Source organism: Jejuia spongiicola (genome assembly GCF_023502325.1).
Lineage (GTDB): Bacteria > Bacteroidota > Bacteroidia > Flavobacteriales > Flavobacteriaceae > Wocania_A > Wocania_A spongiicola.
On record NZ_JAMFLZ010000003.1, the window covers coordinates 192,091 to 217,551 of the forward strand.

General features: G+C 30.1%; 22 protein-coding genes. 11 read left to right on the forward strand and 11 right to left on the reverse strand.

Going from position 1 to position 25,461, the window contains the following annotated elements; translation table 11 throughout:
* Position 1 precedes the first annotated feature (1 nt).
* A complete protein-coding gene (locus tag M3P09_RS08105; protein WP_249972727.1) occupies positions 2-1,258 on the reverse strand; it encodes a hypothetical protein in 1,257 nt (418 codons plus the stop codon).
* A gap of 260 nt (positions 1,259-1,518) precedes the next feature.
* Between M3P09_RS08105 and M3P09_RS08110 the strand changes: the two genes are divergently transcribed.
* Together M3P09_RS08110 and M3P09_RS08115 are read left to right on the forward strand one after the other, a co-directional pair.
* Positions 1,519-2,670 (forward strand): cytochrome-c peroxidase, encoded by a 1,152-nt coding sequence (locus M3P09_RS08110; protein WP_249972728.1) that lies wholly within the window; start codon positions 1,519-1,521, stop codon positions 2,668-2,670.
* Positions 2,671-2,851: 181 nt separating this feature from the next.
* Positions 2,852-4,252 (forward strand): Gfo/Idh/MocA family protein, encoded by a 1,401-nt coding sequence (locus M3P09_RS08115; protein WP_249972729.1) that lies wholly within the window; start codon positions 2,852-2,854, stop codon positions 4,250-4,252.
* Between the two features lie 77 nt (positions 4,253-4,329).
* Here the strand turns inward: M3P09_RS08115 and M3P09_RS08120 are convergent, their stop codons facing one another.
* Positions 4,330-5,031: a hypothetical protein gene (locus tag M3P09_RS08120; protein ID WP_249972730.1), complete on the reverse strand. Its 702-nt coding sequence runs from the start codon at positions 5,029-5,031 to the stop codon at positions 4,330-4,332.
* 165 nt (positions 5,032-5,196) lie between these two features.
* On the opposite strand from M3P09_RS08120, the gene M3P09_RS08125 reads away from it, so the two are divergent.
* Positions 5,197-6,273 (forward strand): DUF3667 domain-containing protein, encoded by a 1,077-nt coding sequence (locus tag M3P09_RS08125; RefSeq protein WP_249972731.1) that lies wholly within the window; start codon positions 5,197-5,199, stop codon positions 6,271-6,273.
* 8 nt (positions 6,274-6,281) lie between these two features.
* On the opposite strand, the gene uvrA is transcribed toward M3P09_RS08125, so the two are convergent.
* Positions 6,282-9,062 (reverse strand): excinuclease ABC subunit UvrA, encoded by a 2,781-nt coding sequence (gene uvrA, locus M3P09_RS08130; protein ID WP_249972732.1) that lies wholly within the window; start codon positions 9,060-9,062, stop codon positions 6,282-6,284.
* Positions 9,063-9,299: 237 nt separating this feature from the next.
* On the opposite strand from uvrA, the gene M3P09_RS08135 reads away from it, so the two are divergent.
* A complete protein-coding gene (locus M3P09_RS08135; protein WP_099566164.1) occupies positions 9,300-9,884 on the forward strand; it encodes an RNA polymerase sigma factor in 585 nt (194 codons plus the stop codon).
* A 230-nt stretch (positions 9,885-10,114) separates the two neighbouring features.
* Here the strand turns inward: M3P09_RS08135 and M3P09_RS08140 are convergent, their stop codons facing one another.
* Positions 10,115-10,774, reverse strand: coding sequence for an endonuclease III domain-containing protein (locus M3P09_RS08140; RefSeq protein WP_249972733.1), 660 nt, complete (start codon positions 10,772-10,774; stop codon positions 10,115-10,117).
* Positions 10,775-10,809: 35 nt separating this feature from the next.
* Here M3P09_RS08140 and bcp point away from each other — a divergent pair, with 35 nt between their 5' ends.
* On the forward strand, positions 10,810-11,262 hold the full coding sequence (gene bcp / locus M3P09_RS08145) for a thioredoxin-dependent thiol peroxidase (RefSeq protein WP_249972734.1): 453 nt from the start codon (positions 10,810-10,812) through the stop codon (positions 11,260-11,262).
* Positions 11,263-11,315: 53 nt separating this feature from the next.
* Here bcp and M3P09_RS08150 read toward each other — a convergent pair whose 3' ends face one another.
* Positions 11,316-12,794, reverse strand: a complete 1,479-nt coding sequence (locus tag M3P09_RS08150) for a nicotinate-nucleotide adenylyltransferase (protein ID WP_099565801.1) — start codon at positions 12,792-12,794, stop codon at positions 11,316-11,318.
* Positions 12,795-12,893: 99 nt separating this feature from the next.
* Between M3P09_RS08150 and M3P09_RS08155 the strand changes: the two genes are divergently transcribed.
* Together M3P09_RS08155 and M3P09_RS08160 are read left to right on the forward strand one after the other, a co-directional pair.
* Positions 12,894-13,655, forward strand: coding sequence for an MBL fold metallo-hydrolase (locus tag M3P09_RS08155; RefSeq protein ID WP_249972735.1), 762 nt, complete (start codon positions 12,894-12,896; stop codon positions 13,653-13,655).
* A gap of 11 nt (positions 13,656-13,666) precedes the next feature.
* Positions 13,667-14,167 (forward strand): hydrolase, encoded by a 501-nt coding sequence (locus M3P09_RS08160; RefSeq protein ID WP_249972736.1) that lies wholly within the window; start codon positions 13,667-13,669, stop codon positions 14,165-14,167.
* Positions 14,168-14,170: 3 nt separating this feature from the next.
* On the opposite strand, the gene M3P09_RS08165 is transcribed toward M3P09_RS08160, so the two are convergent.
* Together M3P09_RS08165 and M3P09_RS08170 are read right to left on the reverse strand one after the other, a co-directional pair.
* Positions 14,171-14,539: a DNA topoisomerase IV gene (locus M3P09_RS08165; protein WP_249972737.1), complete on the reverse strand. Its 369-nt coding sequence runs from the start codon at positions 14,537-14,539 to the stop codon at positions 14,171-14,173.
* Between the two features lie 36 nt (positions 14,540-14,575).
* Positions 14,576-14,944 carry a helix-turn-helix domain-containing protein gene (locus M3P09_RS08170; protein WP_099565805.1) on the reverse strand — a complete coding sequence of 123 codons (369 nt, stop codon included), beginning with the start codon at positions 14,942-14,944 and terminating at the stop codon, positions 14,576-14,578.
* A 291-nt stretch (positions 14,945-15,235) separates the two neighbouring features.
* Here M3P09_RS08170 and M3P09_RS08175 point away from each other — a divergent pair, with 291 nt between their 5' ends.
* Both M3P09_RS08175 and M3P09_RS08180 read left to right on the forward strand, forming a co-directional pair.
* Entirely contained in the window at positions 15,236-16,393 is a 1,158-nt protein-coding gene (locus M3P09_RS08175; protein WP_249972738.1) for a M14 family zinc carboxypeptidase, read from the forward strand.
* A gap of 70 nt (positions 16,394-16,463) precedes the next feature.
* Entirely contained in the window at positions 16,464-16,943 is a 480-nt protein-coding gene (locus M3P09_RS08180) for an Lrp/AsnC family transcriptional regulator (RefSeq protein WP_099565807.1), read from the forward strand.
* A gap of 55 nt (positions 16,944-16,998) precedes the next feature.
* On the opposite strand, the gene M3P09_RS08185 is transcribed toward M3P09_RS08180, so the two are convergent.
* On the reverse strand, positions 16,999-17,841 hold the full coding sequence (locus tag M3P09_RS08185; protein ID WP_249972739.1) for a cupin-like domain-containing protein: 843 nt from the start codon (positions 17,839-17,841) through the stop codon (positions 16,999-17,001).
* 297 nt (positions 17,842-18,138) lie between these two features.
* Between M3P09_RS08185 and M3P09_RS08190 the strand changes: the two genes are divergently transcribed.
* Positions 18,139-19,590 carry an MBOAT family O-acyltransferase gene (locus M3P09_RS08190; RefSeq protein WP_249972740.1) on the forward strand — a complete coding sequence of 484 codons (1,452 nt, stop codon included), beginning with the start codon at positions 18,139-18,141 and terminating at the stop codon, positions 19,588-19,590.
* A gap of 11 nt (positions 19,591-19,601) precedes the next feature.
* Entirely contained in the window at positions 19,602-20,552 is a 951-nt protein-coding gene (locus tag M3P09_RS08195; protein WP_249972741.1) for a hypothetical protein, read from the forward strand.
* Here M3P09_RS08195 and M3P09_RS17435 read toward each other — a convergent pair.
* The 3 genes from M3P09_RS17435 to M3P09_RS17440 are packed head-to-tail and all read right to left on the reverse strand — an operon-like array spanning position 20,547 to position 25,461.
* Complete coding sequence (locus M3P09_RS17435) at positions 20,547-21,596, reverse strand: peptidoglycan bridge formation glycyltransferase FemA/FemB family protein (protein WP_249972742.1); 1,050 nt, start codon at positions 21,594-21,596, stop codon at positions 20,547-20,549. The genes M3P09_RS08195 and M3P09_RS17435 overlap by 6 nt on opposite strands.
* 23 nt (positions 21,597-21,619) lie before the next feature.
* Complete coding sequence (locus tag M3P09_RS08205) at positions 21,620-22,765, reverse strand: GNAT family N-acetyltransferase (RefSeq protein ID WP_249972743.1); 1,146 nt, start codon at positions 22,763-22,765, stop codon at positions 21,620-21,622.
* 29 nt (positions 22,766-22,794) lie between these two features.
* Positions 22,795-25,461 (reverse strand): GNAT family N-acetyltransferase, encoded by a 2,667-nt coding sequence (locus M3P09_RS17440; RefSeq protein ID WP_249972744.1) that lies wholly within the window; start codon positions 25,459-25,461, stop codon positions 22,795-22,797.

The window sequence follows — 25,461 nt, forward strand, 5'->3', positions numbered from 1 at the left end:
GTTATGATCTTCTTCTTGAAGTCGATCTTGTATTGTTATTACTAGAATTACTTCTTCTGCTTTGTGTTGCTCTAGGTTTACTTTGCGTAGACCTTGTAACTGTTCTTTGAGTCGATCTAGGTTTGCTAGTTCTAGTGACAGTTCTTTGAGTGGCTCTAGGCTTATTTTGAGAAGTCCTTGTAGCTACACGTTGAGTATTTCTAGTTGTATTCTGTCTTTTATTATATGTACGTGTGTTTGCGTTATTTGGTTTTCTAGTAACCGAAGTATTTCTATTTCTAGTTACTGTTCTAGTACTATTTACACTTGGTCTATTAGTTCTAGTAACGCTTTCTCTAGTTCTTTTAGTATTATTTGCACGTGTGTTATTTCTAGATGGTGTACTTGTTCTAGTGTTTTCACGTCTAGCAGGCTCTCTATTAATTCTCTGAGAATTTGCTCTAGAGTTTCTGTTTACAGTTGAACTATTTCTTCTTACAGCAGAACTATTTCTTCTTGTAGAGTTTGCTTGAGCTATATCTCTTCTAGAATTAGCACGTCTGTTTATTTGTGTTTTGTTTCTTGCGCTTCTATTTACAGTAGCGTAGTTTCTATTTCTATAAACTTTATGCCCGCGTCTAGTCGCAATAGCAGTTCTTGGCCTGTAGTTATTATAAAACGGTCTGTTATAAGTATAACGAATTGGGTTATAATACTGTCTGTATGGTCTGTTGTAAACTACACAATAATCGTACGATGGAATGCTGTAGTATCTGTGCCAAGGTCTGTAAATATAACTTCTATTATAAATGTTTATAAATCCTGTGAAATGTGAGTAACGGTTAAAACGGTTATAGTGTACATATAAACTTCCAATTCGTGAGATGTTACCAAAAGTGTTATAAAAAATATTTACATTACCTACTTGGTTTACACGACCATAATAATCGTAAAAAATAGGAGTATTCTCTATTTGAATAATCGCTCCAAACTCATCATATTGCACATAAGCGTTATAATCGTAACCCGAATTAAAACTAATATTTGCATTTGGAGACCCAACCGAAACACTAAAACGAGAATTCCCTCTTAGGATATTAAAATCGAATTGCCCATCGCGAAATACTGAAAATTCAATACCGTCTTCTACAAAAATGAAAGAATTACTATAGCCACCATAAAAGGTTGACATAGTATTTACTGTTGTATTTGTTGTCGTTGCATTAGCAGTAAATCCTGTAAGGACTAAACCAGCTAATAAGAATATTAATTTTTTCATAATTGTAAATTTTAAGGGTTACGATTATGTATTTACAAACAGCGTGCCAAAAAAAAGAGTGTGACTTAACCCTTTGTAAATCAGTAAACAATAGTTAATAACTTTTTTTAAGTAGAGATGAACAAGATTGTTTTTGTGGGAAAAATTAGCTAGCTTCGTTTAGCGTTGTGAATAAATTATAGAAGCCAAAGAATCTTTATCAAAAAACCTTTAACCAAATGTTACACATTTATAAAAAAATATTTAAAGCTTTTTTGTTAATGTTAGCCTTTGTTATAACTAGTTGCAATTCTGAAAATAAAAAAAAGACTGAGGTATATACCGAAGTTGTAAAAATTGATACGCGTATAAATGCTCTACCTTTAAAAATAAAACATCCTGTAAATAATCCACAATCTGAAGAAAAAATTAACTTAGGAAGACTACTTTTTTTCGATCCTATTCTATCAGGCGATAAAGATGTAGCTTGTGCTACATGTCATCACCCAAATAATGGCTATGCAGAATTTAGAGATCTTTCCATTGGTGCAAACGGAAAAGGCTTCGGTATTAACCGTAAGTTTAATACACCTAATAATATTCCTTTTGTCAAACGAAATGCACACACCGTTTTAAATACCGCATTTAATGGTATAACTCCTTCAAAACATTATAATCCAGAAGATGCACCCATGTTTTGGGATTCTAGGGTTAACAGTTTGGAGGCACAGGCTATAGAGCCTATTAAAGCACTTGAGGAAATGCGTGGTATAAATTACACAGAAGAAGAAATTTTAAACGAAGTAGTTTTAAGAATAAAAGAAATTTCTGAATATCAGAAACTCTTTAAAAAAGCATTTAGAGGGAATAATTCTATTAGTATTGAAAACATAGGGAAAGCTATTGCTACATATGAAAGAACTTTGGTTACCAATAACTCACGTTTTGATAAATATATGCGTGGTGATACTAATAGTATTTCTCTAGGTGAAAGAGAAGGTTTTGAAGTTTTTAAAAAAGTGGGATGTGCTAACTGTCATAACGGACCCATGTTTTCAGATTATAAAGTTCATACTTTAAGTGTGCCAGAAAATGATAAACTTTCAAAGGCTGACGATGGCTTCGAACATAAATTTAGTTTCCGTACGCCTACACTGCGTAATTTAAGATTTACTGCACCTTATATGCATAATGGCACATTACCAAGCCTGCAAAGAGTGTTAGAATTTTATGAGGATTTATCATTTAACAAGTCAAGAAACAACAAAGTAGCTGAAAATACCATAGATACATTAGCGAAAAACTTAACGATTAAAGTCAAGGACATGTCATTAATTATATCATTTTTAAACACTTTGAATGATGAAAGTTTTGATAAAACAATTCCAGAAAAAGTTCCAAGTGGACTTGAGGTTGGCGGGAATATTAAATAAACCTACCTTGAAAGCAAAGGCATTTTTCAAGTCTTTGTTTTAATACCAAGAGGGATTAGTTGGAGTCCATAGCAAATATATATTATCAAATGTCAAAAAAGTATTTGTACTTAGAAACTAAAAATAAGTAACTTTCAAAAATTCAATGCTATTAATGATATAAACGCTTAAAACCATATCAATGAAAAATTTAAATAGAAGAAACTTTATTAAAAAAACATCACTCTCTGGTGTTGCATTAAGCTTAGGTAGTATGTTACCAGCTTATTCAACTAACAATCCGATTTTTGAGCATGATGGTAAATATATGGGAGGATTTGCAGCCCCAAAATTAAGTAAAGTACGTATTGCAATGATTGGTGTTGGTGCTCGTGGTAGCGGTCATGCAACCCAATTAGCATCAATTGAAGGCACTGAAATAGTAGCTATAAGTGATTTATACGAAGATTTAGCTAATTTGTCTGCTGAGCGATGCAAAAAAATAGGGAAGGGTTCACGTCATAAAGACATAGCTGTTTATCATGGTGGAGAGGATAAATGGAAGTTAATGTTGGAAGAAGTAAAACCAGATGCTGTTTTTATTTCTACAAACTGGAGCAATCATGCTCCAATGGCTATTGAGGCTATGAAAAAGGGAGCCCATGCTTTTGTTGAGGTGCCTTTGGCGGTTACTTTAGAAGAAATGTGGGATATCGTGATTACTTCTGAGCAAACCCAAAAGCATTGTATGATGATGGAGAATGTTAATTATGGAAGAGAAGAACTTCTATATTTAAATATGTGCAGGCAAGGTGTTATTGGAGATCTTTTGCATGGTGAAGCTGCTTACATACACGAGTTAAGGGGGCAAATGAATCAACAAGAAAGAGGTACAGGATCATGGAGAACACATCATTATGCTGATAGAAATGGAAATCTTTACCCAACCCACGGTCTGGGTCCAGTAGCTCAATATATGAATTTAGCTAGAGGGGAAGACAACTTTAATAGCCTGGTTTCTTTTTCTACACCGGCTTTAGGAAGAAAATCTTATGCAGAGAAAAACTATGCTAAAGATCATAAGTGGAACAAACTAGACTATAAAGGAGGAGATTTTAACACATCAATTATTAAAACTACTTTAGGGAGAACAATTATGATTCAATGGGATGAAACTAGCCCTAGACCATATTCTCGCCTTAATTTAGTGCAAGGCACAAAGGGTGCGTTAGCTGGTTTTCCTACACGAATAGCATTAGAAGGAGGTGTAGAAGGAGTAACAGATGATCATCATAGTTGGGCTCAAGGCGAACAGCTAGAAAAAATATATGAAAAGTATGAACATCCGTTATATCTGCGCTTAGGTGAATTATCCAAAACAATGGGAGGTCACGGCGGAATGGATTTTATGATGCTTTACAGAATAGTTGAATGTTTACGTAATGGAGATCCACTAGATCAAAATGTTTACGAAGGTTGTCATTGGAGTGCTGTTGCGCCATTAAGTGAAAAGTCTGTAGCCTATGGTGGAGCACCTCAAGCATTTCCAGACTTTACAAGAGGCAAGTGGAAAAGCACTGAACCATTAGCTATATTGAAATAGAATATTTAAAATTTTAATAAAAATATCCCCTTGATGATTAATCATCAAGGGGATATTCACTTTTTTAGAATAAAGGATTAATGTTTTCTTTTTTTATGTTTCTTTGTTTTGCCATTTTGTTTGTAATAGTAAAAATCATCATCTTCGTCATACCAATCGTTGTCGTAATCATTGTCATGTCTATCTCTATGATTATGGTTTGTTTCACAAGAACTAACTCCACAAATATTACAACTATTGCTAAAACGATTTACCTGTCCACGAGTATATACAATTTCTCCCCAATGGTTATACTTAACTCTTAAGCCACCAACTTGAGTTAATGTGCCATTTCGGTGCTTATAGCTCATGTATATAGAGCCAACACGTTTAAGTTTCCCATATCTATCATAATTTAAAAAAATACTACCAATACGCCTTACTTTACCATCTCTATCGTGAGAAATTGAAACACCTCTATTTCTGTGTCTATAAGAAGTATACTTTACACGACTACCTGGAGCGCCGTATGTTGTGTTCACACGACCCCTTTTAGTGTTTCGTGTTCTATAATAAGAATCGTTATAAAACGTATCTTCATAATTTGTATTAAAATCGAAGCTTCCATCTGGAAATACTAAAAATTCAACACCTCGTTCTACAAACATAATAGGTTGCGCATAACGATAGCGTTTCGTTTTGTCCAACTTGGTTTTTTGGTTTTTGTAATTTAGCTCTGTTGCTGATACTGTTGTTAATCCTATTAACAAGCCTGTAAATAATAGTAATAATCTTTTCATAATCATATAGGATTTAATTTTGCCTACTCTTGAGCTTTTCGGCTTACGCTATTTGTTTTGTAGTTTTCAATTAATGTGCCAAAAATGTAAGTCGTTAATAGCCAGGTTTTTAATATTCAGCAATTGTTAATACTTTTTTTTACTTTTATAGAAATCATCATTTTAATGGAAAAACAATACGAAACTTGTAAAAATTGCGAAGAAAATTTTGAAGAAGGGTTTGAGTTTTGCCCACATTGTGGACAAAAAGCTAAAGACGAACTTACTATTGGTGTTTTATTTTATAACACAATAAGTAACTATTTTTCGTTTGATGCGCGATTTTTTAAAAGCTTTTTTCCGTTGTTGTTTAAACCTGGGTATTTAGCAAGTCGTTTTATTGAAGGTAAACGGTTATTATACCTGCATCCTGCACAACTATACCTATTTATATCGGTTGTATTCTTCTTTTTGCTAACTACGACTGTTGTCAGAGATCAAGTTCAAGAAATAGATACGGCGTTAAAGAAAACATTAGACAAACCTTTAGTTTCTGAGAATTTAAAGATTAAAACTCAACAAGCTTTAGATTCAGTAAAATTAGATAGTATATTATTACCTTTAAAAGAAGAAGGTATTGTAGGAATAAATGAGGAACAAGTAAAAGCATTAGATTCTTTAATAAAAACTAATGCAAAGAATGGTAAAAATATAAAGCCTACATTCGATTTTGACACAAAAAAAGTAGATTCTTTAATTGCTATAAATGCGTCTAATGAAGCTATTTTTAAAGCTATGGGAATGAATGATGATGCAGGGTCGATTAAAAGAAAGTTTTTTGAACAAAGCTTAAAGTTTTATAAGCAACGAAATGGTGGACAAATATTACAAGCTGCTTATGATGCCATTCCAATCTCTTTATTTATTCTATTGCCAATTTTTGCGTTAATTTTAAAATTATTATTTTATAGAAGAGGTGCATATTCTCATCATTTGGTATTTAGTTTTTACTTCTTTTCATATTTATTCACGGTTTTTAGTTTAATACTTATTGTGAATTATTTTTGGGATGTGCCTGATTGGATAGACTTTTTACTTGTTGTCTCTACATATTTCTATTTATTTATAGCAATAAAGCGTTTTTATAAACATGGTTGGTTTTTAAGCTTTTTTAAATCAGGCTTGGCTTCATTTGTTTATTTAATTATTGTAATTCCAATAGCAGTGGCTATTATTAGTTTTGTTGGATTTTTGTCTTATTGAAATAAAAATTATAATTTTTCTTTTAAGAATTTTCCGGTTTCTGAAGTTTTGATTTTTACTATATCTTCTGGTGTTCCTGTTGCTACAAGGTTTCCGCCAGTTTCACCCCCTGCTGGACCTAAATCAATTATGTAATCAGCACATTTAATAAGTTCTAGATTGTGTTCTACTACAATGATGGAATGTCCTTTCTCAATTAAAGCATTAAAAGATTTTAAGAGCTTTTGAATATCATGAAAATGTAATCCAGTTGTAGGTTCATCAAAAATAAAAAGCGTTTTATCTTTATTGTTTCCTTTACCCAAAAATGTAGCAAGTTTTATGCGTTGTGCTTCACCGCCAGAAAGGGTAGAAGAGCTTTGTCCTAAAGTAACGTAACCCAAGCCAACATCTTGTAACGGTTTAAGTTTTGTTTTAATTTTTTGTTGATCACTAGATTCAAAAAAAGCAACAGCATCATCAATAGTTAAGTTTAGGATATCGTCAATATTTTTGCCAGTAAAAGTTACTTCTAACACTTCTTTTTTGAAGCGTTTCCCTTTGCATGTTTCACATTCTAAATGCACATCTGCCATAAACTGCATTTCAATGGTTACTTCACCTTCCCCTTTACAAGTCTCACAGCGTCCGCCATCTACATTAAACGAAAAATGCTTTGCTTGATAATTTCTTATTTTGCTTAGTTTCTGATTTGAAAACAAAGCACGAATATCATCATAAGCTTTTATATATGTTACAGGGTTTGAACGAGATGATCGTCCGATAGGGTTTTGGTCAACAAACTCTATATGTTTAATATTACTAAAATTTCCCTTTAAAGCTGTAAATTGACCAGGTTTATCTCCAAAATCGGTTAATTTCTTTTGTAAAGCAGGATACAAAATCTTTTTTATTAAGGTGCTTTTTCCGCTACCAGAAACACCAGTAACAACTGTAAGCATATTTAATGGAAACCGAACATCAATATTTTTTAAATTGTTTTCGCGAGCTCCAATAATATCAACATAATATTTTGATTCCCTTCTTGTTTCTGGAACTATAATCTTTAAAGTTTCGTTTAAATATTGAGCTGTTAAAGAGTTTGAAGCCAAAATATCGGCAAAAGAGCCATTTGCTACCACATGACCGCCAAATGTTCCCGCTTCTGGACCAATGTCAATAATACTATCGGCCGCTTTCATAATATCTTCGTCGTGTTCTACAACAATAACAGTATTTCCTAAATCTTTTAACGATTTTAAAACAGAAATTAAACGCTCTGTGTCTTTTGGGTGTAAACCAATACTTGGTTCATCTAAAATATACATGGAGCCCACTAAACTGCTACCTAATGATGTGGCTAGATTAATCCGTTGACTTTCGCCACCAGATAGAGTGTTAGATTTTCTATTTAAAGTCAAATAATCCAAACCGACGTTTGATAGAAATAATAATCTGTTGTTAATTTCTTTTAAAAGTCTATTGGCTATTTGTATGTCATAATCGTTTAATTCTAGTTGTTTAAAAAAAATTGCCAATTTATTTAAAGGCATTTCTACTAAATCTGTAATTGTTGCTCCAGCTATTTTTACGTAATTAGCTTCAATACGCAATCGTTTACCATTACAAGTTTTGCATTTCGTTTTTCCCCGGTAACGCGATAGCATTACGCGGTTTTGTATTTTATATGCTTTAGATTCTAATTCAGAGAAAAAAGAGTTTAAACCTTCAAAATGCTTGTTGCCAGTCCAAATAAGTTGTTTTTGTGCTTCGTTTAACTCAAAAAATGGTTTGTGAATTGGGAAATCAAATTTATGAGAATTATTAACTAGCTGATCTCTATACCAGCTCATGCTTTCACCGCGCCATGGAAAAATAGCATTTTCGTAAACAGACAATCCTGTATTTGGAATTACTAAATCATCATCTATTCCAATAATATCGCCGTAACCCTCACATTTAGGGCAAGCACCGTAAGGGTTGTTAAAACTGAATAAATGTACATTAGGTTCTAGAAAAGTAATGCCATCCATTTCAAATTTATTACTAAAAATGCGTTTCTTCTTATCAGAAAGCGTTTCTACTATACATTCTCCTTTACCTTCAAAAAAAGCGGTTTGCACAGCATCAGCTAAGCGATTGAAAAAATCATCTTCATCTCTAATGATAATTCTGTCTACAACTAAAAATATGTTCTTTTTTCCTATATCATTGGCTTCATCAATTCTTATTACTGTATCCTTAACTTTAATTCTTGCATAGCCTTGTTGGTTAAGGGCTTTAAGTTTATCGGTCATAGAGCGTCCTTCTTCTAAATGAATAGGAGCTAAAAGCAATAATTTTTCACCCTCAGAAAATGTTTTTAAGTACTTTAAAACATCAGTGACCGAATCTTTTTTTACTTCATCTCCAGAAACCGGAGAATAAGTTTTACCAATTCTAGCAAATAGTAGCTTTAAATAATCATAAATCTCTGTAGTTGTACCTACAGTTGATCGTGGGTTGGTTGAATTTACCTTTTGTTCTATAGCAATAGCTGGAGCTATTCCTTTTATAAAATCTACTTTAGGCTTATTTAGTCGGCCTAAAAATTGTCTGGCGTAGCTGGAGAGGCTTTCAACATAACGCCGTTGTCCTTCAGCGTAAAGGGTGTCAAACGCTAAACTAGATTTGCCAGAACCCGATAGTCCGGTAATTACTACTAATTTATTTCTAGGTATAACTACATCTATATTCTTTAAGTTATGCAATTTTGCACCTTTAATAACGATATTTTGTTTCGGGTTTACTTCAGAAATATTAGTAATCATAGGCTATAAAAAGGAATAATTTTGCAAAGATACTATAAGTAAATCAGCTTAAAAAATGGATTTTTGTTTAATAAATAGTTAAAAAAAATAGATTTTTTTTGTTTTTTAGGAATGATTGTTGTTATATTTGATTTCGTATTAACTACAAAAACAACTCTCGCCTATAGCAGAACATTACTTTTTAAAAACTTAACCCCAAGCAAAGAAGCTTGCTTCAATGCACTAAAAGTAATGATTATGCAATACAAACTTATTTCAGATGCTACTTTAGTTAGCAACTATATTAAAGGAGATGAAAGTGCTTTAGAAATTCTTATAACAAGGCACAAGCAAAAAATTTACAGTTTTATTTATTCAAAAGTTTATGATAGAGATGTAGCTGAAGATATTTTTCAGGATACATTTATTAAAGTAATTCGTACTCTTAAACGTGGCGCTTATAATGAAGAGGGTAAGTTTTTGCCTTGGGTAATGCGTATTTCTCACAATTTGGTTATCGACTTTTTTAGAAAAAGTAATCGAATGCCAAAATTTGATAATAGTGGTGATTTTAGTATTTTTTCTGTACTTAGCGATAGTAGTTTGAATGCTGAGAAAACTATAATAAAAGAACAGGTGGAAAATGATGTAAGACGTTTGGTTGATGAATTGCCTGATGATCAAAAAGAAGTATTAATGATGCGTATTTACAGCGATATGAGTTTTAAAGAAATTTCAGATAGAACAGGGGTTAGTATCAATACAGCCCTGGGAAGAATGCGTTATGCATTAATTAATTTAAGAAAAATTATAGACAAGCATAATATAGTTTTAACAAACTAACACAATAAATATAGTTTTGTTACGTTACCTTAATAAATAACCCATAATTTATTAAAATGGCAAAACTTTACTCTGAAAATTCTATTAAAAGTTTAAACGAACTCGAACCGAGAGAAGAAACGGTTAAATTTCTTCTAAATTATTCTAAGGCTTTAAGTGTTATAAATTGTAATAAATTGAAGTTTGAAGCGCTTCTAAACTAAATTTTGAAAAGTCCTGATTGTTAGTCGTCAGGACTTCTTTTTTTTATAATATTCATTTAAAACACTCTTTCTGCCTATAGTTTTTGTGATAATATCCTTTTCTAGATTCCAACCTCTAGCTGGGGAATATTCACGGCCATACCATATAATTTGTAAATGTAAATCATTCCAAAGCTCTTCTGGAAATAAACGCTTTGCATCTTTTTCAGTTTGAACTACGTTTTTACCATTACTTAAATTCCATCTATACATTAACCTGTGGATATGAGTGTCTACAGGGAAAGCAGGAACACCAAAGGCTTGTGACATAACCACACTAGCAGTTTTATGACCAACAGCTGGGAGCTCTTCTAATGCCTCAAAACTTTGAGGTACTTTACCATTATGTTTTTCAATTAGAATTTTTGATAATCCATGAATTCCTTTACTTTTCATAGGAGATAAGCCCACAGGCTTTATAATTTCTCTAATTTCTTCAATAGTAAGCTTTACCATATCATAAGGGTTATCAGCTTTTTCAAACAACAAAGGCGTTATTTTGTTTACGCGAACATCGGTGCTTTGAGCTGACATTAGTACAGCTATAAGTAGTGTGTATGGGTCTTTGTGATCCAGAGGAATTGGTATTTCTGGATATAGTTTATATAGCGTATTAATAATAAAGTTTACACTTTCTTGTTTGGTCATTGAGTTGTATTTTAGCAACAACAAAGTTAAACAATATGACAACATTAAAAGTAGGTGATAAAGCACCAAATTTTGAAGCTTATGATGAGCAAGGGAACATCGTAAAACTATCTGATTATAAAGGAAAAAAATTAGTTGTTTTCTTTTACCCAAAGGCAAATACACCAACTTGCACAGTTGAAGCTTGTAATTTAAGAGATGAATATACGGTTTTACAAGAACAAGGCTATGAGATTTTAGGAGTAAGTGCAGATACTCAAAAAAAGCAATCAAATTTTAAAAAGAAATTTAATTTTCCTTATCCTTTATTAGCTGATGTTGATAAGATAGTTATAAATGCTTTTGGTGTTTGGGGAGAGAAAAAATTTATGGGGCGTATTTTTGATGGTATTCACCGCCTAACATTTGTAATAGATGAAAATGGCATTATTGAGAAGATCATTGATAAAGTAAAAGCCAAAATACATGCAACTCAAATTCTAGAGTAAGGACAAAAAAAGGCTTTGGTTTACCAAAGCCTTTTTTATTATAAAATCTATTCTTATTTTTTTACTACTCTTTTCTTTATAGTTATTGGTTTTAAAGGTTTGCGAGTGTATCCAAATAATCGGTAGTCTTTAATTAAATCTGCTGTGCCTTCTGGTAGCATATTTTCCCAACCACGTTCTCCATCTTCAATTTTTTGAAGGACTTCTCTGGAAAAGATACTCATAATACTAGTATCATAATCTTCAATATCAATTACTTTTCCGTTGTATTTAAAGAACTTATATAGCTCTTTCATACGAGGATAAACCTTTAAGTTTTTACTATTAATTAATTCTCCAGTTTTTGGATCAAGCATTGGGTATAAATAGACTTTTAAATCTTTGAAGAATAATTTTCCAAATGCTTCTAGTATCCCACCGCTTAAATGACGATAGTATTTTTCATCAAAAATATCAATCAAATTATTAACTCCCATGGCAAGTCCCATTCTTGCTTTAGTATAAGTTGAGAAGTATTCAACTACTTTGTAGTATTCTTGAAAATTAGAAATCATTACTGATTGCCCAAGCGAGCATAATAAATCTGCTCTATCCATAAAATCTTGCTCATCTATTTCTCCTTCAGCACGCAAATTAGATAAGGTTATTTCGAAAACAACTTCGGTTTTATCAGCATCCACTTTGTTTTCCTTAATAAACATGTCATATGATTTCTCATACATAGCCATATTTACTTTGGTAACAGGTCTGAAACTACCACGTAAAGCTAAAATATTCTTTTTATATAAAACTTTTGCTGGAAGTACATTGTTACCGTCTGGACCAAACATAACTGCATCAGTCATACCGTTTTTGACCAGCTGTAAACTCATAAGTCTATTATCAACATCTTTAAAAACAGGTCCAGAAAAGTTGATTGTATCAATTTCTAATTGATCTTTATCTAGGTGATCATATAAATAACGTAACAATTTTTTCGGTTCGTTGTACTTGTAAAAAGCTCCATAAATAAGGTTTGTACCTAAAACACCCAAGGTTTCTTGTTGCAAACGTGGATCGGTTTCTTTAAAGCGAACATGCAATATTATTTCGTTATAATCGCCATCAGCTTCAACTTGGTATTTAATTCCTACCCAGCCATGGCCTTTAAATTTTTTAGCAAAATCTATTGTTGCTACAGTATTAGCATATGTAAAAAATATTTTATTAGGATGCTTGTCACGAGTAATACGCTTTTCCATAAGACTCATTTCATGAGAAAGCATCTTGCGTAGGCGCGCTTCTGTTACATAGCGTCTATCATCTTCTATTCCATAAATGGCGTCACTAAAATCTTTATCATAAGCAGACATTGCTTTGGCAATAGTTCCTGATGCACCACCAGCTCTAAAAAAATGGCGACAAGTTTCTTGACCTGCACCAATCTCAGCAAATGTTCCGTAAATATTTTCGTTTAAATTTATGCGTAGTGCTTTAGACTTTAATGATGGAATATCATCAAATTCTTTATCCCCCTTTATGGTAATTTCCATAATATTTTTTTGAGTTGTTTTTAATAATACAAAGGTATTAAATAACTATAGCAAACAAAAAAATAAGCTTATTTTTGTAGTTAAATAATAGCTTTTTTTTTGAAAATCACATTTCTTGGCACAGGTACATCTCAAGGTATTCCGGTTATTGGAAGTAAGCACCCTGTGTGTTTAAGTGAAAACCCTAAAGATAAACGGTTAAGAGTTTCGGTTTTGATTGAATGGGATAATTTTGCATATGTAATTGACTGCGGTCCAGATTTTAGACAGCAAATGTTGAAATGCGGGTGCGAAAAAATTGATGGTATTATATTTACACACGAACATTCTGATCATGTAGCTGGTATTGATGATATTAGACCATTGTGCTACATGAATGGAGATATGAATATATATGCGCATGAGCGCGTAATTAAATCGATAAAAAATAGGTTTAATTATATTTTTGAAACTGAAAACAAATATCCAGGAGCGCCAACAATAATAACAAATGTTATTGAGAATAAGCCATTTAATTTATCGGGAACTAAAGTTGTACCTATTGATGCAAATCATTATTTTGTTCAAGTTTTTGGCTATCGATTTAATGACTTTGCGTATTTAACGGATATAAAGGAAGTAGATGAAGTTGAAATTGAAAAGCTTAAAAACCTTAAGGTTTTAGTTGTTAACGCGTTACGTATTCAACCTCATATTTCTCATTTCAATTTAGAAGAAGCTCTACGGTTTATTAAAGAAGTAAGGCCAGAAAGAACATATTTAACGCACATAAGTCATTTGCTAGGCTTTCATGATGAAGTACAGCAAAGTTTACCAAAAAATGTTTTTTTAGCTTATGATGGCTTAAAAATAACCGTGTAAAATTATAAAAGATGAAACAAAGAATTTTTATGTATCTGTTTGTGTTTTCGGTATTATTAGTATTGTTTCAGTATGTTAACTCTAAGCGTATATTCGAAGACATGAATACTAAACTAGAAAACTATAAAGCTAAATCCGTAAAGTATAAAGACTCTTTAGCAGTGCTCCAAGATGAAGTTTTAAGTCTTTCACATTTCAATCTAAGCAGAAATGAGGATGCAATTAGCTATTTTGAGAATGATGGTTACAATGTTGACGAATTGATTCCTTTTATAAAAGACGAACTTTATAAATTAAATGAAGTCAAAGGCGATCACCCTATTGTGCCATATGCCGCAAGTGAAGGCAGAAAAATATTAATTAACACAGTTAAAATGCTAAACCATAAGTGGATTATAGCTGATTTTTCTGATGGTGAATATTGGGGTGAAATATTTTTAACTTACGAAATAACTGCTAATAAAGAATTGAAATTTAATTTAGTAGAATCATTTTTGTACCCATTTGATTAGTTGCTATTTAGTCCTATAGGCTATTCCTCTTTGTTTTTTTGTTTCGCCAACATAAGAATACTCAAAAGTATATGAGGAATCTGTAGTGGTTAAAATTTTTAAGTGAATATCTTTTCTTTCAGCTCTGTTTTTAGGGTTCATAGTTTTGAAAATCACCTCACAGTCATTTATCCATCTTAATTTAGATGAATCTATTTTATTATTATAAGTTTCTATTTGCAATTTCTTTGTTCTATTAAATGTTGACTTAAATAATTCATCATTTATATAAACTTCACTATAAAACTTACCAGTTTTATAATCTTTACAGTCTCTAGTGGTTTCGTAACAACTAAAAAGGGTAAGCAATAAGAGGAGACATAAAAAGCGCATAAAAAATAGTTTATGCAAAGCTAGTAAAGAATGCTGTTAATTTTGAAAATTTTTAAAACTTCCGTCAGAATAAAAAATAATTATGCGTTCAATCTCTTTTTTGTTACCAATATCAGATTGCAATGCATCTTCAATCTTTAATTTTGGAGTTTTAGTTTTTTCATCGACTGGATTATTGTTAGTTGGAAATTCACCTTTGCCATTTAACAACCAATATAATTCAACCTCTGGAAAGGAGGAAAGAATCTTTAAAATAAAGTCTAGACTAGGCTTGTTTCTGCCAGATAATATATGAGAAATACTAGAACGCTGTGCTCCAATTTTTTCAGCGAAAGAGGAGGCAGATTCTCCGTAGTAATCTATTACTTTTTGGAGTCGTTTTACAAAATCTTCATTGTTTATCATTGTAAACTTGTATTAAAACCTAAATACGTTACAAATGTAACGATATATTTGAAATAATAGTATCCGTAACACATTATATTATTGTAAATATTAAACTTATAATTTATATAAACTAATTTAAACATCTGAAAATAAATATTTTAAATATATCTATGTAATTTTTGTTAGAATATTACGATTATTGGGCAATTAAAACACTCTATCTGTATAATAATGTAAACAAGATACTTGAAAACTTTGTTTACAATTGTAAATTAGTAAATGTTTACATTTGTATATTAAAAAAAATAAATGAACGTAGAAGATATTAAATCATTGTTTTTAAAACACAAAGAAAGTAGTCTAAACCATAGATATATTACTAACAACAATATTGAACCTTTATTAAAAAAATTAGACAAATCTTTAAGTGTAAATACAATTGGAAAATCTGTTTTAGGTAATCCCATCTATTCGATAAATGTTGGTAGCGGAAATAAAAAAATATTGATGTGGTCGCAAATGCATGGAAACGAATCGACTACTACTAAAGCAATATTTGATATTTTAAATACGCTTTTAAGTAAAGATTCTAATTTAGATTTTATTTTACAAGCATGTACTTTATGTATTATTCCTATTCTAAATCCAGATGGGGCTATTGCTTACACAAGAGTTAACGCAAAAAATGTAGATTTAAATAGAGACGCACAACATTTATCACAACCAGAAAGTAAAGTTATAAAATCGGTTTTTGATGAGTTTAAACCACATTTTTGTTACAATCTTCATGGGCAACGTACAATTTTTAGTGCAGGAAAGACAAATAAACCTGCTACGGTATCGTTTTTAGCTCCAGCGCAAGATAAGGATTGTACAATTACTTCAAATCGTAAAATAGCCATGGAGGTAATAGGAATTATGAATACTATGCTTCAAAATGTAATACCCAATCAAGTTGGTGTTTATGATGACGCTTTTAATTTGAATTGTGTAGGTGATACATTTCAAAGTGCAAATGTGCCTACAATTTTGTTTGAAGCTGGCCATTTTTACAACGATTATGCACGAGATAAAACGCGAGAGTATATTTATATTTCTATGCTTGAGTCATTAAATTATATTTCTAATAATATTGTTGATGGGAGTTTATATAAGGCGTATTTTGATATTCCTGAAAATGAAAAATGCTTTTTTGATGTTGTAATTAGAAATGCTAAACTAGGAGGGAAGTATGAAGGAGAATTGCAAGATATAGGTGTTATGTATCATGAAACTTTAAAAAACAATAAAATAGAATTTGTCCCTAAGGTTGAAAAAATAGAAAAACTAGATGCCTTTTTTGCTCATAAAACATTAAACGCCAATGGATTTAATGTATATGATGTAAAAGGTAATGAGCTACAGTTAGGTTACGAAAACGATTTCGTTATGATGAATAATGAGAAAATTGCATTATTTGAACAATAAAAGGCAAAAATAATATATAATTATTAGTAAAAATGTATTAATTTTGCTTTTTATTTAAGAATAGTTAATTATGGGGAAAATTAAATTAGACGAAATCGATCATCAAATTCTTGACATGTTAATTGATAATACAAGAATTCCTTTTACTGACATAGCCAAAAAATTATTAATATCTGCAGGTACGGTGCATGTTAGAGTTAAAAAAATGGAAGAATCTGGTATAATCAGAGGTTCATCATTAACATTGGATTACAAAAAACTTGGATATTCATTTATAGCATATGTTGGAGTATTTTTGAATAACACTTCTCAAACAAAATTTGTTTTAGAACGCATTAATAACATTCCATTCGTAACTGTTGCTCACATAACTACTGGTAAATTTAATATTTTTTGTAAAATTAGAGCTAAAAGTACAGAGCACGCAAAAGAAGTTATTTTTATGCTAGATGATATTGAAGGTGTTTATAGGACAGAAACCATGATTTCTCTAGAAGAAAGCTTAAATGATAAAAAGCGTTTAATGCATTCTATTTTTAACGAGTTATAATTGAATTTTATATAACTAAAAAGCCCTCTAAGAGGGCTTTTTTTTTGTTATTGAATTATTTTTTTTCGCAGCAAAAACAATTATTAGCTTTATAATAACCTCGTTTGTGCAATGATTGTATTATTCTTTCTTTAAGCTTTAAACTGTAAATCTCAAACTTTGTATAGCCAAAATTACTTATACTAATAGATGGTGTCAAGGCCTGTACATAATGCCACCAGTTTTGAGGAACAAATAAAACATCGCCAGGTTGAAGAATAACACTATGAAACTCAACTTCTTTGATTTTGGGATGTTCCTCATAGCTAAATTTATTTATATCTACTTCGCTTGCGACAGCTCCATATATATGCTTTTTACTAGGATACATGTATTTATTATACTTAGTAGAGGCTATGATAAACATTTTTTCACCTTTGATTTGTGCATACAAATTGTTGGCTGTATCTGCATGAAAACCAGAAATAGTATTGGCAGGACCTATCCAAGCCGAAACATCATTGGTTTTTGTGTGTTTTTCAAACAGAGAAAAATCAACATCATTTTTTAAATGTGGATAATATTTAAAAACATCTAGAGTTGTTAAATAATCTTTTACTGGGGTATTATTCTTTTCTGTGTCCTTTAGCCGTTGAATATATGCTTTGAATGAGTCGCTTTTGTATCTATTATCGTCTTGGATAAAGTTGTCAGATAATAAGAGAATATCTTTGTCATCTTTGAGTTTTAAGAAAAAATCTAAACCCCATTTTTTAGTTGCTCCCCAATCTTTAGCATGACCTTTAATTATAACTGGTCTTTTTTTATTGAAGTAGTTTTTTTTAAACGTTGTAGAATCAATAGAGGTTACTTCTTCAATTGGCTGGCTTTGTTTTACAATTTCTGATACGATATTCATTTGATATTAATTTTATTTTAGCTGATAAGCTATCAGTCAATAATATAACCATTTGATGTAACAAAATATCAATTTTAAATGCGATATGATTTATTATTAGATTAATAGCCAATTATTTCGACATAGTCTCTCATGGTTATAAATTATATTAGAATTATTTAAAAACATTTTATTAGCATTATTTCAATACCGATTGTATAATAATTTTGTAATTCAAAGAATAATTTTGATTTAGTTAAAGCATTGTAAGACATTTAATTATATTTCGACTGTTCATACATTTTTAATTTATAATGCATGGTATTTAATTCTTTAGACTTTTTTATATTTTTAGTTATAGTTTTCTCACTATACTGGTTAGTTTTAAAAAAAAATCTAAAGGCACAAAATTTCCTACTACTTTTTGCTAGTTATCTATTTTATGGCTGGTGGGATTGGAGGTTTCTTTCACTTATATTACTTAGTACCATAGTTGATTACATAGTTGGAATTAACATAGATTCAAGTGAAAAAAAATCTATAAGAAAATCGTGGCTATGGGTAAGTGTTCTTTTTAATGTTGGCCTTTTAGGCTTTTTTAAGTATTACAATTTTTTTGTTGATTCTTGGGTAGATATGTTTTCAATGTTTGGTTATAATATGAAAAGCACTTGGACATTACGCGTGATCCTACCAGTAGGAATATCGTTTTACACCTTTCAAACCATGTCCTATTCGTTCGATATTTATTATAGAAAACTAAAGCCCACTCGAGATTTTCTATCGTTTGCTGCATTTGTTAGTTTTTTTCCACAATTAGTAGCAGGGCCAATTGAGCGCGCATCTAATTTATTAGTACAAATTACGAGTAAAAGAAAGTTTAGTTATGATCGAACTGTAAGTGGTTTAAAGTTAATACTATGGGGGCTTTTTAAAAAGGTAGTTATTGCTGATTCTTTAGGGCCAATAGTTGATGATATTTTTGCAAACTATGCAAACTACCCTGCATCTACACTTATTCTAGGAGTGACTTTATTTAGTTTTCAAGTCTATGGCGATTTTAGTGGATATTCTGATATTGCTATAGGTACTGCAAAATTATTTGGTATAGAATTAATGTCTAACTTTAAATTTCCAAATTTCTCAAGAAACGTTGCAGAATATTGGCAGCGATGGCATGTATCGCTTTCAACATGGTTCAGACATTATGTGTATATACCGTTAGGCGGGTCGCGTGTTAGTAAGCTTAAATCTGTAAGAAATATTGTTATCATTTTTTTAGTTAGCGGCTTCTGGCATGGAGCAAATTGGACATTTATTTTTTGGGGAGCATTTCACGCACTTGCATTTATTCCTGTATTTTTATTGGGAAGAAATACTATTTATAAAAATAGTGTAGTAGGTGAGTACACAATTTTTCCATCATTAAAAGAAATTGGTCAAGTAGTTTTAACTTTTGGAATAGTAACATTTTCTAGAATCTTTTTTAGATCGGAATCTATTTCTGATGCCTTTGCATTTATAAAAGTAATAATATCTAACTTTACTTACGAAGTTTACCATCACCCAAATGGTTACAGAATGATTGACTACTATGTTCTTATAATACTATTTGTTTTATATGAATATAGAATTAGAAAAGACGAACGCTCTCCTTTTAAATTCAAATCAAAAGTTGTGAGATTCATTATGTATGTCATTATAATTCTTTTTATGTTATTGTTTTACGATGACAGTATTGATAGATCGTTTATTTATTTTCAATTTTAAGTAAAAATAAAATGAAAAAATTAATATTAAAAATCATTCTATACGCCTTTTTAATACTGTTAGTGTTAGAAGTTGTAATACGTGTTTTTCATTTAACTAAAGACTATCCTTCACGTTATGTCGATGAATTTAATGTAGAAAAATGGGTGCCTAATCAGGCAGGGAAATCAGTAACAGGAATAAGGAGACAAAACTTTTCTGAATATAAAATTAATAACTCAGGATATAATTCCTACAGAGAGTTTACACCATCTTATAGTAAAGTAGAGCTAGCTTTAGTAGGTGACTCTTTTATTGAAGGGTTTCATCAGCATTATTATAATTCTATTGGAAAAAAAATTGAGAATAGATTAAACAATGTAGAAGTTTATGAATTTGGATATGCTGGCTATGATTTTGCAGATCAATTGCACTTAATTCACGCCTATAAAGATGTATTTGATAAAATAGACTATGTAATTTTAGGATTAAAATTTGAAAATGATTTAACAAGAGGTGAGTATAATGTAGTTCAAGATAGGATGCATTTGGAAACACCTTTGTACAATGGCATTCGTAAAGTAAAACTAATAGTGTATGCTCAGAATAATGGGCTTTTTGACCCTGTGTTTGATATTATTGGTAAATTGGCTTCTCTTTTTAAAAAACAATCAAAGAAAATCGCTAAAGAAAAAACTGAGAAGGATATTAAAAAAGTACATTTGGAATATATAGAAAATTTTAAATCTTTAATAGAAAAATACGACTATGATAAAAAGCGATTTACCCTTCTTTTAGACTCAAATATTACACCCCAAATATTTTTGGAGTATTTAAATAAAAATAATTATAGATATATAGATTTTTATGAAGTTCTAAATAAATCTCAAACACCAACTACTTTAATTTATGATAGGCATTGGAATAATCATGGTAGAAGCTTAATTGCTAATCATATAGCTAAAGAATTAGAAACGTTATAAGCCATTACATCTGTACAAAGGGAAAAAGCTTGAGTCACAATCTGAAGTTGCATATTGTTCTACTAAGCTATCATAAGCATCATTATTTACTATGTGCTTCCATATTTTAAATGGTTTATAATCTTTTGAGAATGATGATTTAAATTTAAATAGACCATCGTCAGTATTTCCTAAACCTCCTCCAAGATTAAAATAAGTTTTGTTTTTTAATGTGGCTTTAATTCTCATTTCGTCTATCAATAATCGAATAGGGGATAAGTATAAGTATTCAGCTTTTGTACCAGACAGATGATATTGTACAATGTCATTGGTTTTTACCATTAATGCAGCGGATATAATTTCCCCAGTTTCTTTAAAAACAGCTAGCACTATATCTGTTTTATAATCTTCTCCATTAATGAACTTCAAAAAATATTCTTTGGAAAAATAATAATTTTCCTTAGCATTTACACGATTCATGTTTTCATAATATAAGTCAACAAAATCATCTATACTTGAAGCTGAATTACTTATTATTATATCACATAATTTTCGACATTTGTTTATATACCGTTTTGTGGTTCTGGAGTAAAGCTCACGTTGCTTTTTTAAATCAATAGTGAGGTCTATATTAACAACTTTCCACAATCTTTTTATTTCACCAATATGATTGAGCACAATATCTTGATTTGCTATATATGGATTTAATCTTGAAAAAACCGATATTATTTTTTCTTTGATGAAGTAATTATTTAATGCTTCAGAAAAAGCATCATTTTTAAAATTTTTATCTATATTTTTTTGTAATGGTCCAGAATAGCCATAAACAGATGTTGCATCATAAAAACCTGAATCACTTATTTTTCTTATTATTAAAGGAAAACAAATTACTTTATTTTCTTCTTCATATTTTAATAGTATAGCTTTTTCATTCTTAGACTTTGATAAATGATGATAATCATAAGTGTGATAAAAATCATAATGACCAATACCTTCAAGCGTATTTTGCCATTCATTTTTTTTATCTATGACTTTAAGATTTGCTATTAATTTGTTATTATTCACTATTCTATAAAATTATCTCTTTGCTAATCAAAAATGATTTTTTGTTTATTAGATTGCCCTATGATTAAATATGATTTTTCTTGTTTTGATAATTCAAATACCTCTACATTTATGACATTTTCCATGTTAGAATATAAAAAATCAAAAACTGGCTTTCTTAAAAATGAATGACTCTTTAAGTTGTAATCAATTTTACTTAAACTTTTATAATCTGCTATTTCTTCAATAGAATGCACATTATAGCTTGGGTGGAATGGGATACTTTTTTTTCGTTTAGTTTTCCATTTTTTATAACGCACATATGCTAGTTTGTAAACACTTTCCTTTAAATTCACTTTTATATATTCAACGGTAGCCTTTATTTTCGCAATAATTGATTTTTTTGGATAAATAATTTGATATTCAAAATTATAAATATTGTTAGACCATTCTCGCTTATAACTCAAATCACCCATACCAAATTCATATGTGTTATGGCTATTCTCTATACACCACTCTAATTTTTTGTAAATTTCAATGCTACCCATGCTGAATTTTGCAAAATCAATATCATAAGACGATACAGAGCTAAACATCTTTCCATTAAAATGATTACTTATTGATACACAAATAGGCTCTTCCTCATTTTTTATTACAAAGAGAGATGCTTTTTTATCATTGATTAAATCAAAGAATATTTTTTGATAGTGTTCCCAGTTTAATAAGTTTTGGCTAATATCATTTCTTTCTTTAAATCTATTAATTATCATTTTTTTTAAAGTATCCATAAAAAAGTGATAGTCTTTTTCAGAAATCTCGCCAAAATAGAAATGATAACTTATAGGGAAACTTAGTTCTAATCTTTTAATTCGTTTTCGTATAGATTTTGCATTCTTTTTAAAACGATACTTTAAGTATTCATCAATTGATTTAAATTCATCTAAAAGAATAGCATAACCTTTAAAAAATTGAGTTATTTTTTTTACATTAAATAGGTCATTGTTTACTCTTGGGTTGATATATTGAGGAACAAACATAACCGAATTAACAAGACTTAAGTTTTTAACTTCTTGATAATTTGAGTTTCTCCAAATCTTTTCTTCCTGAGTATAAAATACCTCTGAAAAAGAATCGGGAATTCTACATTTTTCATAATATTCAAAAAAAAAGTCACTATGCTTTTTATTCATTTGGAGATAGTAATTTATCAGAATTTGTCTTACCTGTTGTTAAATCTATATAAAGGAAAAAAATAATTTTTCAGCTCTTCTTTATGTATTTGAGCATAATCATCAATATGTTCTCCACATAACCTTTCATATACTTCATAATTAATTATTTTTCTGCCAGTATAAAACACAACGTCTTCATTTTTTGGAAAAAGAGCTTTCTTACTTTTATATAAACCATCCTTATCTTTCAATCCTCCCCCCAAAACATAATATTTTAAATTACTTTTAACAGCCCATTTTATAATTTCAACCCTTAAAAAATCATTGGGTCTATAACTGTAATAATTTGCATCGGTTCCTCCAAGAAAAGCAAATATTGTTTTGTCATTCTTTATTATTAGCTCAGTTGAAATAGGAATATTATCTAAGTAAGCAAATGCAATTGAAAACTCATTTAAATTATTTAATATTAAACTTTTAAAATAATTCAGTGAAAAGAAATATATAGCTTTGGCATTAAGCCTTTTCATTGTTTCCGTATAAATGTCAAAGAAAATTTGAATAGTATTTTCATTAATGTCATGAGTGTCAAAAATTTTAACCTCTAAATTATATGAAACGGCTTTGCGGTAATTATTCCGTACTTTAGGTAAGAATGATAGCCAATGTAAATCAAAATCTGATACTAGCGTTCCTTTTACGTTATTAAGGGTATTTATTAACAATCCATTATACCCAGAATAGTTTCCATTAAGGCTAAATCTTATAAATTCTGTAATAACATTATTTTCTTTATACCAATTATCAACCGCTTTCCAAAATTCTTTTAAACATTCTTCATTAACATCACCGTTATACAGAGGTCCGCTATATCCATATGGGGTGATCGCGTCAAAATGCTTAGTTTTTTCACCATTAACCTCAACCTGTCTTAAAATGATTGGCATTAATATCTTACTTGAACCATTAACTTTAAATAAAAAGTATTTTAGGACATTTGTCTCATTTTCAAAATATTTTAAATGATCGTAGGCATAGTAGATATTATTGTTCCAGTTTTCTATTAATAATTTTCTATATCTTTTAATGTAAGCATCGCTATTCAAGCTATGAATTTCCAATTCATAGCTTTTTGGAGTGTAATTATCGTTACGATAAAGATCATCAAACAGAATCTTTGATAATATTTTAGAAAGCCAAATAATTCTTCCACAGTGTTCAACATGCCATACAGCTCTATTACCTATTACATTACCAGCCAGCATAGGCCCCATTATATGGAGGTTTTCATGGGCTTCTAAAGATTTATTTACATGAAATCCAATATTTGACTGATTAGGGGTGCAATAATTTTTTTTAATTAAATTTTGATAGAGTATTGGTAAATCTTCACTATTTAAATTCTTGCTACCAACACAATTAATAATAACATGAAAAGGCTCTGTATGCGTAGTTTCGTTTTTTGTACCTGTATCTATGTATTCTAAATTGTAATCGCCATTGCTTGCAAGACTCAAGGTGCTAAAACGACCCGCAATGTGCACAAATCTATTTTGTTTTTCTAAATCAGTTATAACATTAGAGTAATGTAAACCAGCGCAGCGCTGTCTTTTTCCAATTTGATTTCCATATTGGCAAGCAAATATTTCAAGCTCCTTAGGATTAAGATCTTCTAGTAAAACGCCAAAATATTTAGAGACTATATCTACAGTCGATGCTGCTCCTAAATTAATTTCATCAGCCCTATCAAGGTCTTTAAAAGTAGCATGAGCAATTGATTTTGCTGTTACATTTTTTTCTTTCTTTAGCTCATTTAAATAGTTTGGAATAAACTTTTTTTGCCTTTCTTCATCAATTATTGCATCAGGAATAGTTCCTTGTGTAGAGAGAAATGTGAAATTGGTATTTTTGTATTCCTCATTTGAGAAGTCATTAATTTTGTAAATTAACTCTAGCGCACTAGCATTAGCTCCAACTATAAGAATATTTGTGGCCTTTTTGGTATCCCTACTTTTTATAAAATTATTAATTTTGTTTAAAACAATCCCTAATTCTGGCTTATAGGGATTATTAACAAACATTAGGTTTTTCTCTTGGATTATGTCTTTGTTTTTCCATAAATAGTTTATGGGTAAAGAGCCTACAGATAAAACTACTTTTTTAGAAACAATCTCATAGTTATTCTGTAGCGATATTTTATATGTGTTTTCATTTTTTTCAATATCGGTTACTTCTCCTGAAATAAAATTAACATTGATGTACCCTTTTTCAGATAGTTCTTTAATTTTATTATTAACTCTTAAATTAATATAACAACCAAAAAAGCGTCTTGGAATAAAAAGTTCCTTCCATCTGTTATTTTGAATATCATCTTTATTATCTTGAATCCATTTTTTTGACAAAATGCCTCCTTCTTTTTCAAACTCTTCTAAAAGCCATGTTTTGTTTTTGTTAAGCCATTTAATAAATAAGCTAAGTTCTGGTTCAATTAAAAAGTTTCTTAAAGATGTTATTAGAAGGGTTGAAAATCCAGACCTTGAGCCATATGGGATGCCTATGTTAAACTCAGAATATTTTTCGATTATGCTTATAGATATTTTATCATTTATACTGGCTCTAGTATTGATAAGATCTAAAAAATTTATAATACTGAAAGAGGTTGAAATTCCAGAACCAATAAATGTAATATCTGATGTTGTATCGTATGTATTCAC

Excerpts from the sequence above, each read along its gene's own strand:
- M3P09_RS08195 (WP_249972741.1), top strand. The coding sequence starts at position 19,602 with ATGAAAAAATTAATATTAAAAATCATTCTATACGCCTTTTTAATACTG.
- M3P09_RS08125 (WP_249972731.1), top strand. The coding sequence starts at position 5,197 with ATGGAAAAACAATACGAAACTTGTAAAAATTGCGAAGAAAATTTTGAA.
- M3P09_RS08170 (WP_099565805.1), bottom strand. The coding sequence starts at position 14,944 with ATGATAAACAATGAAGATTTTGTAAAACGACTCCAAAAAGTAATAGAT.
- M3P09_RS08180 (WP_099565807.1), top strand. The coding sequence starts at position 16,464 with ATGGGGAAAATTAAATTAGACGAAATCGATCATCAAATTCTTGACATG.
- M3P09_RS08115 (WP_249972729.1), top strand. The coding sequence starts at position 2,852 with ATGAAAAATTTAAATAGAAGAAACTTTATTAAAAAAACATCACTCTCT.
- M3P09_RS08120 (WP_249972730.1), bottom strand. The coding sequence starts at position 5,031 with ATGAAAAGATTATTACTATTATTTACAGGCTTGTTAATAGGATTAACA.
- M3P09_RS08110 (WP_249972728.1), top strand. The coding sequence starts at position 1,519 with ATGTTAGCCTTTGTTATAACTAGTTGCAATTCTGAAAATAAAAAAAAG.
- M3P09_RS08165 (WP_249972737.1), bottom strand. The coding sequence starts at position 14,539 with ATGCGCTTTTTATGTCTCCTCTTATTGCTTACCCTTTTTAGTTGTTAC.
- M3P09_RS08185 (WP_249972739.1), bottom strand. The coding sequence starts at position 17,841 with ATGAATATCGTATCAGAAATTGTAAAACAAAGCCAGCCAATTGAAGAA.
- uvrA (WP_249972732.1), bottom strand. The coding sequence starts at position 9,062 with ATGATTACTAATATTTCTGAAGTAAACCCGAAACAAAATATCGTTATT.
- M3P09_RS08135 (WP_099566164.1), top strand. The coding sequence starts at position 9,300 with ATGCAATACAAACTTATTTCAGATGCTACTTTAGTTAGCAACTATATT.
- M3P09_RS08190 (WP_249972740.1), top strand. The coding sequence starts at position 18,139 with ATGGTATTTAATTCTTTAGACTTTTTTATATTTTTAGTTATAGTTTTC.
- M3P09_RS08105 (WP_249972727.1), bottom strand. The coding sequence starts at position 1,258 with ATGAAAAAATTAATATTCTTATTAGCTGGTTTAGTCCTTACAGGATTT.
- M3P09_RS08140 (WP_249972733.1), bottom strand. The coding sequence starts at position 10,774 with ATGACCAAACAAGAAAGTGTAAACTTTATTATTAATACGCTATATAAA.
- M3P09_RS08175 (WP_249972738.1), top strand. The coding sequence starts at position 15,236 with ATGAACGTAGAAGATATTAAATCATTGTTTTTAAAACACAAAGAAAGT.
- M3P09_RS08205 (WP_249972743.1), bottom strand. The coding sequence starts at position 22,765 with ATGAATAAAAAGCATAGTGACTTTTTTTTTGAATATTATGAAAAATGT.
- bcp (WP_249972734.1), top strand. The coding sequence starts at position 10,810 with ATGACAACATTAAAAGTAGGTGATAAAGCACCAAATTTTGAAGCTTAT.
- M3P09_RS08150 (WP_099565801.1), bottom strand. The coding sequence starts at position 12,794 with ATGGAAATTACCATAAAGGGGGATAAAGAATTTGATGATATTCCATCA.
- M3P09_RS08160 (WP_249972736.1), top strand. The coding sequence starts at position 13,667 with ATGAAACAAAGAATTTTTATGTATCTGTTTGTGTTTTCGGTATTATTA.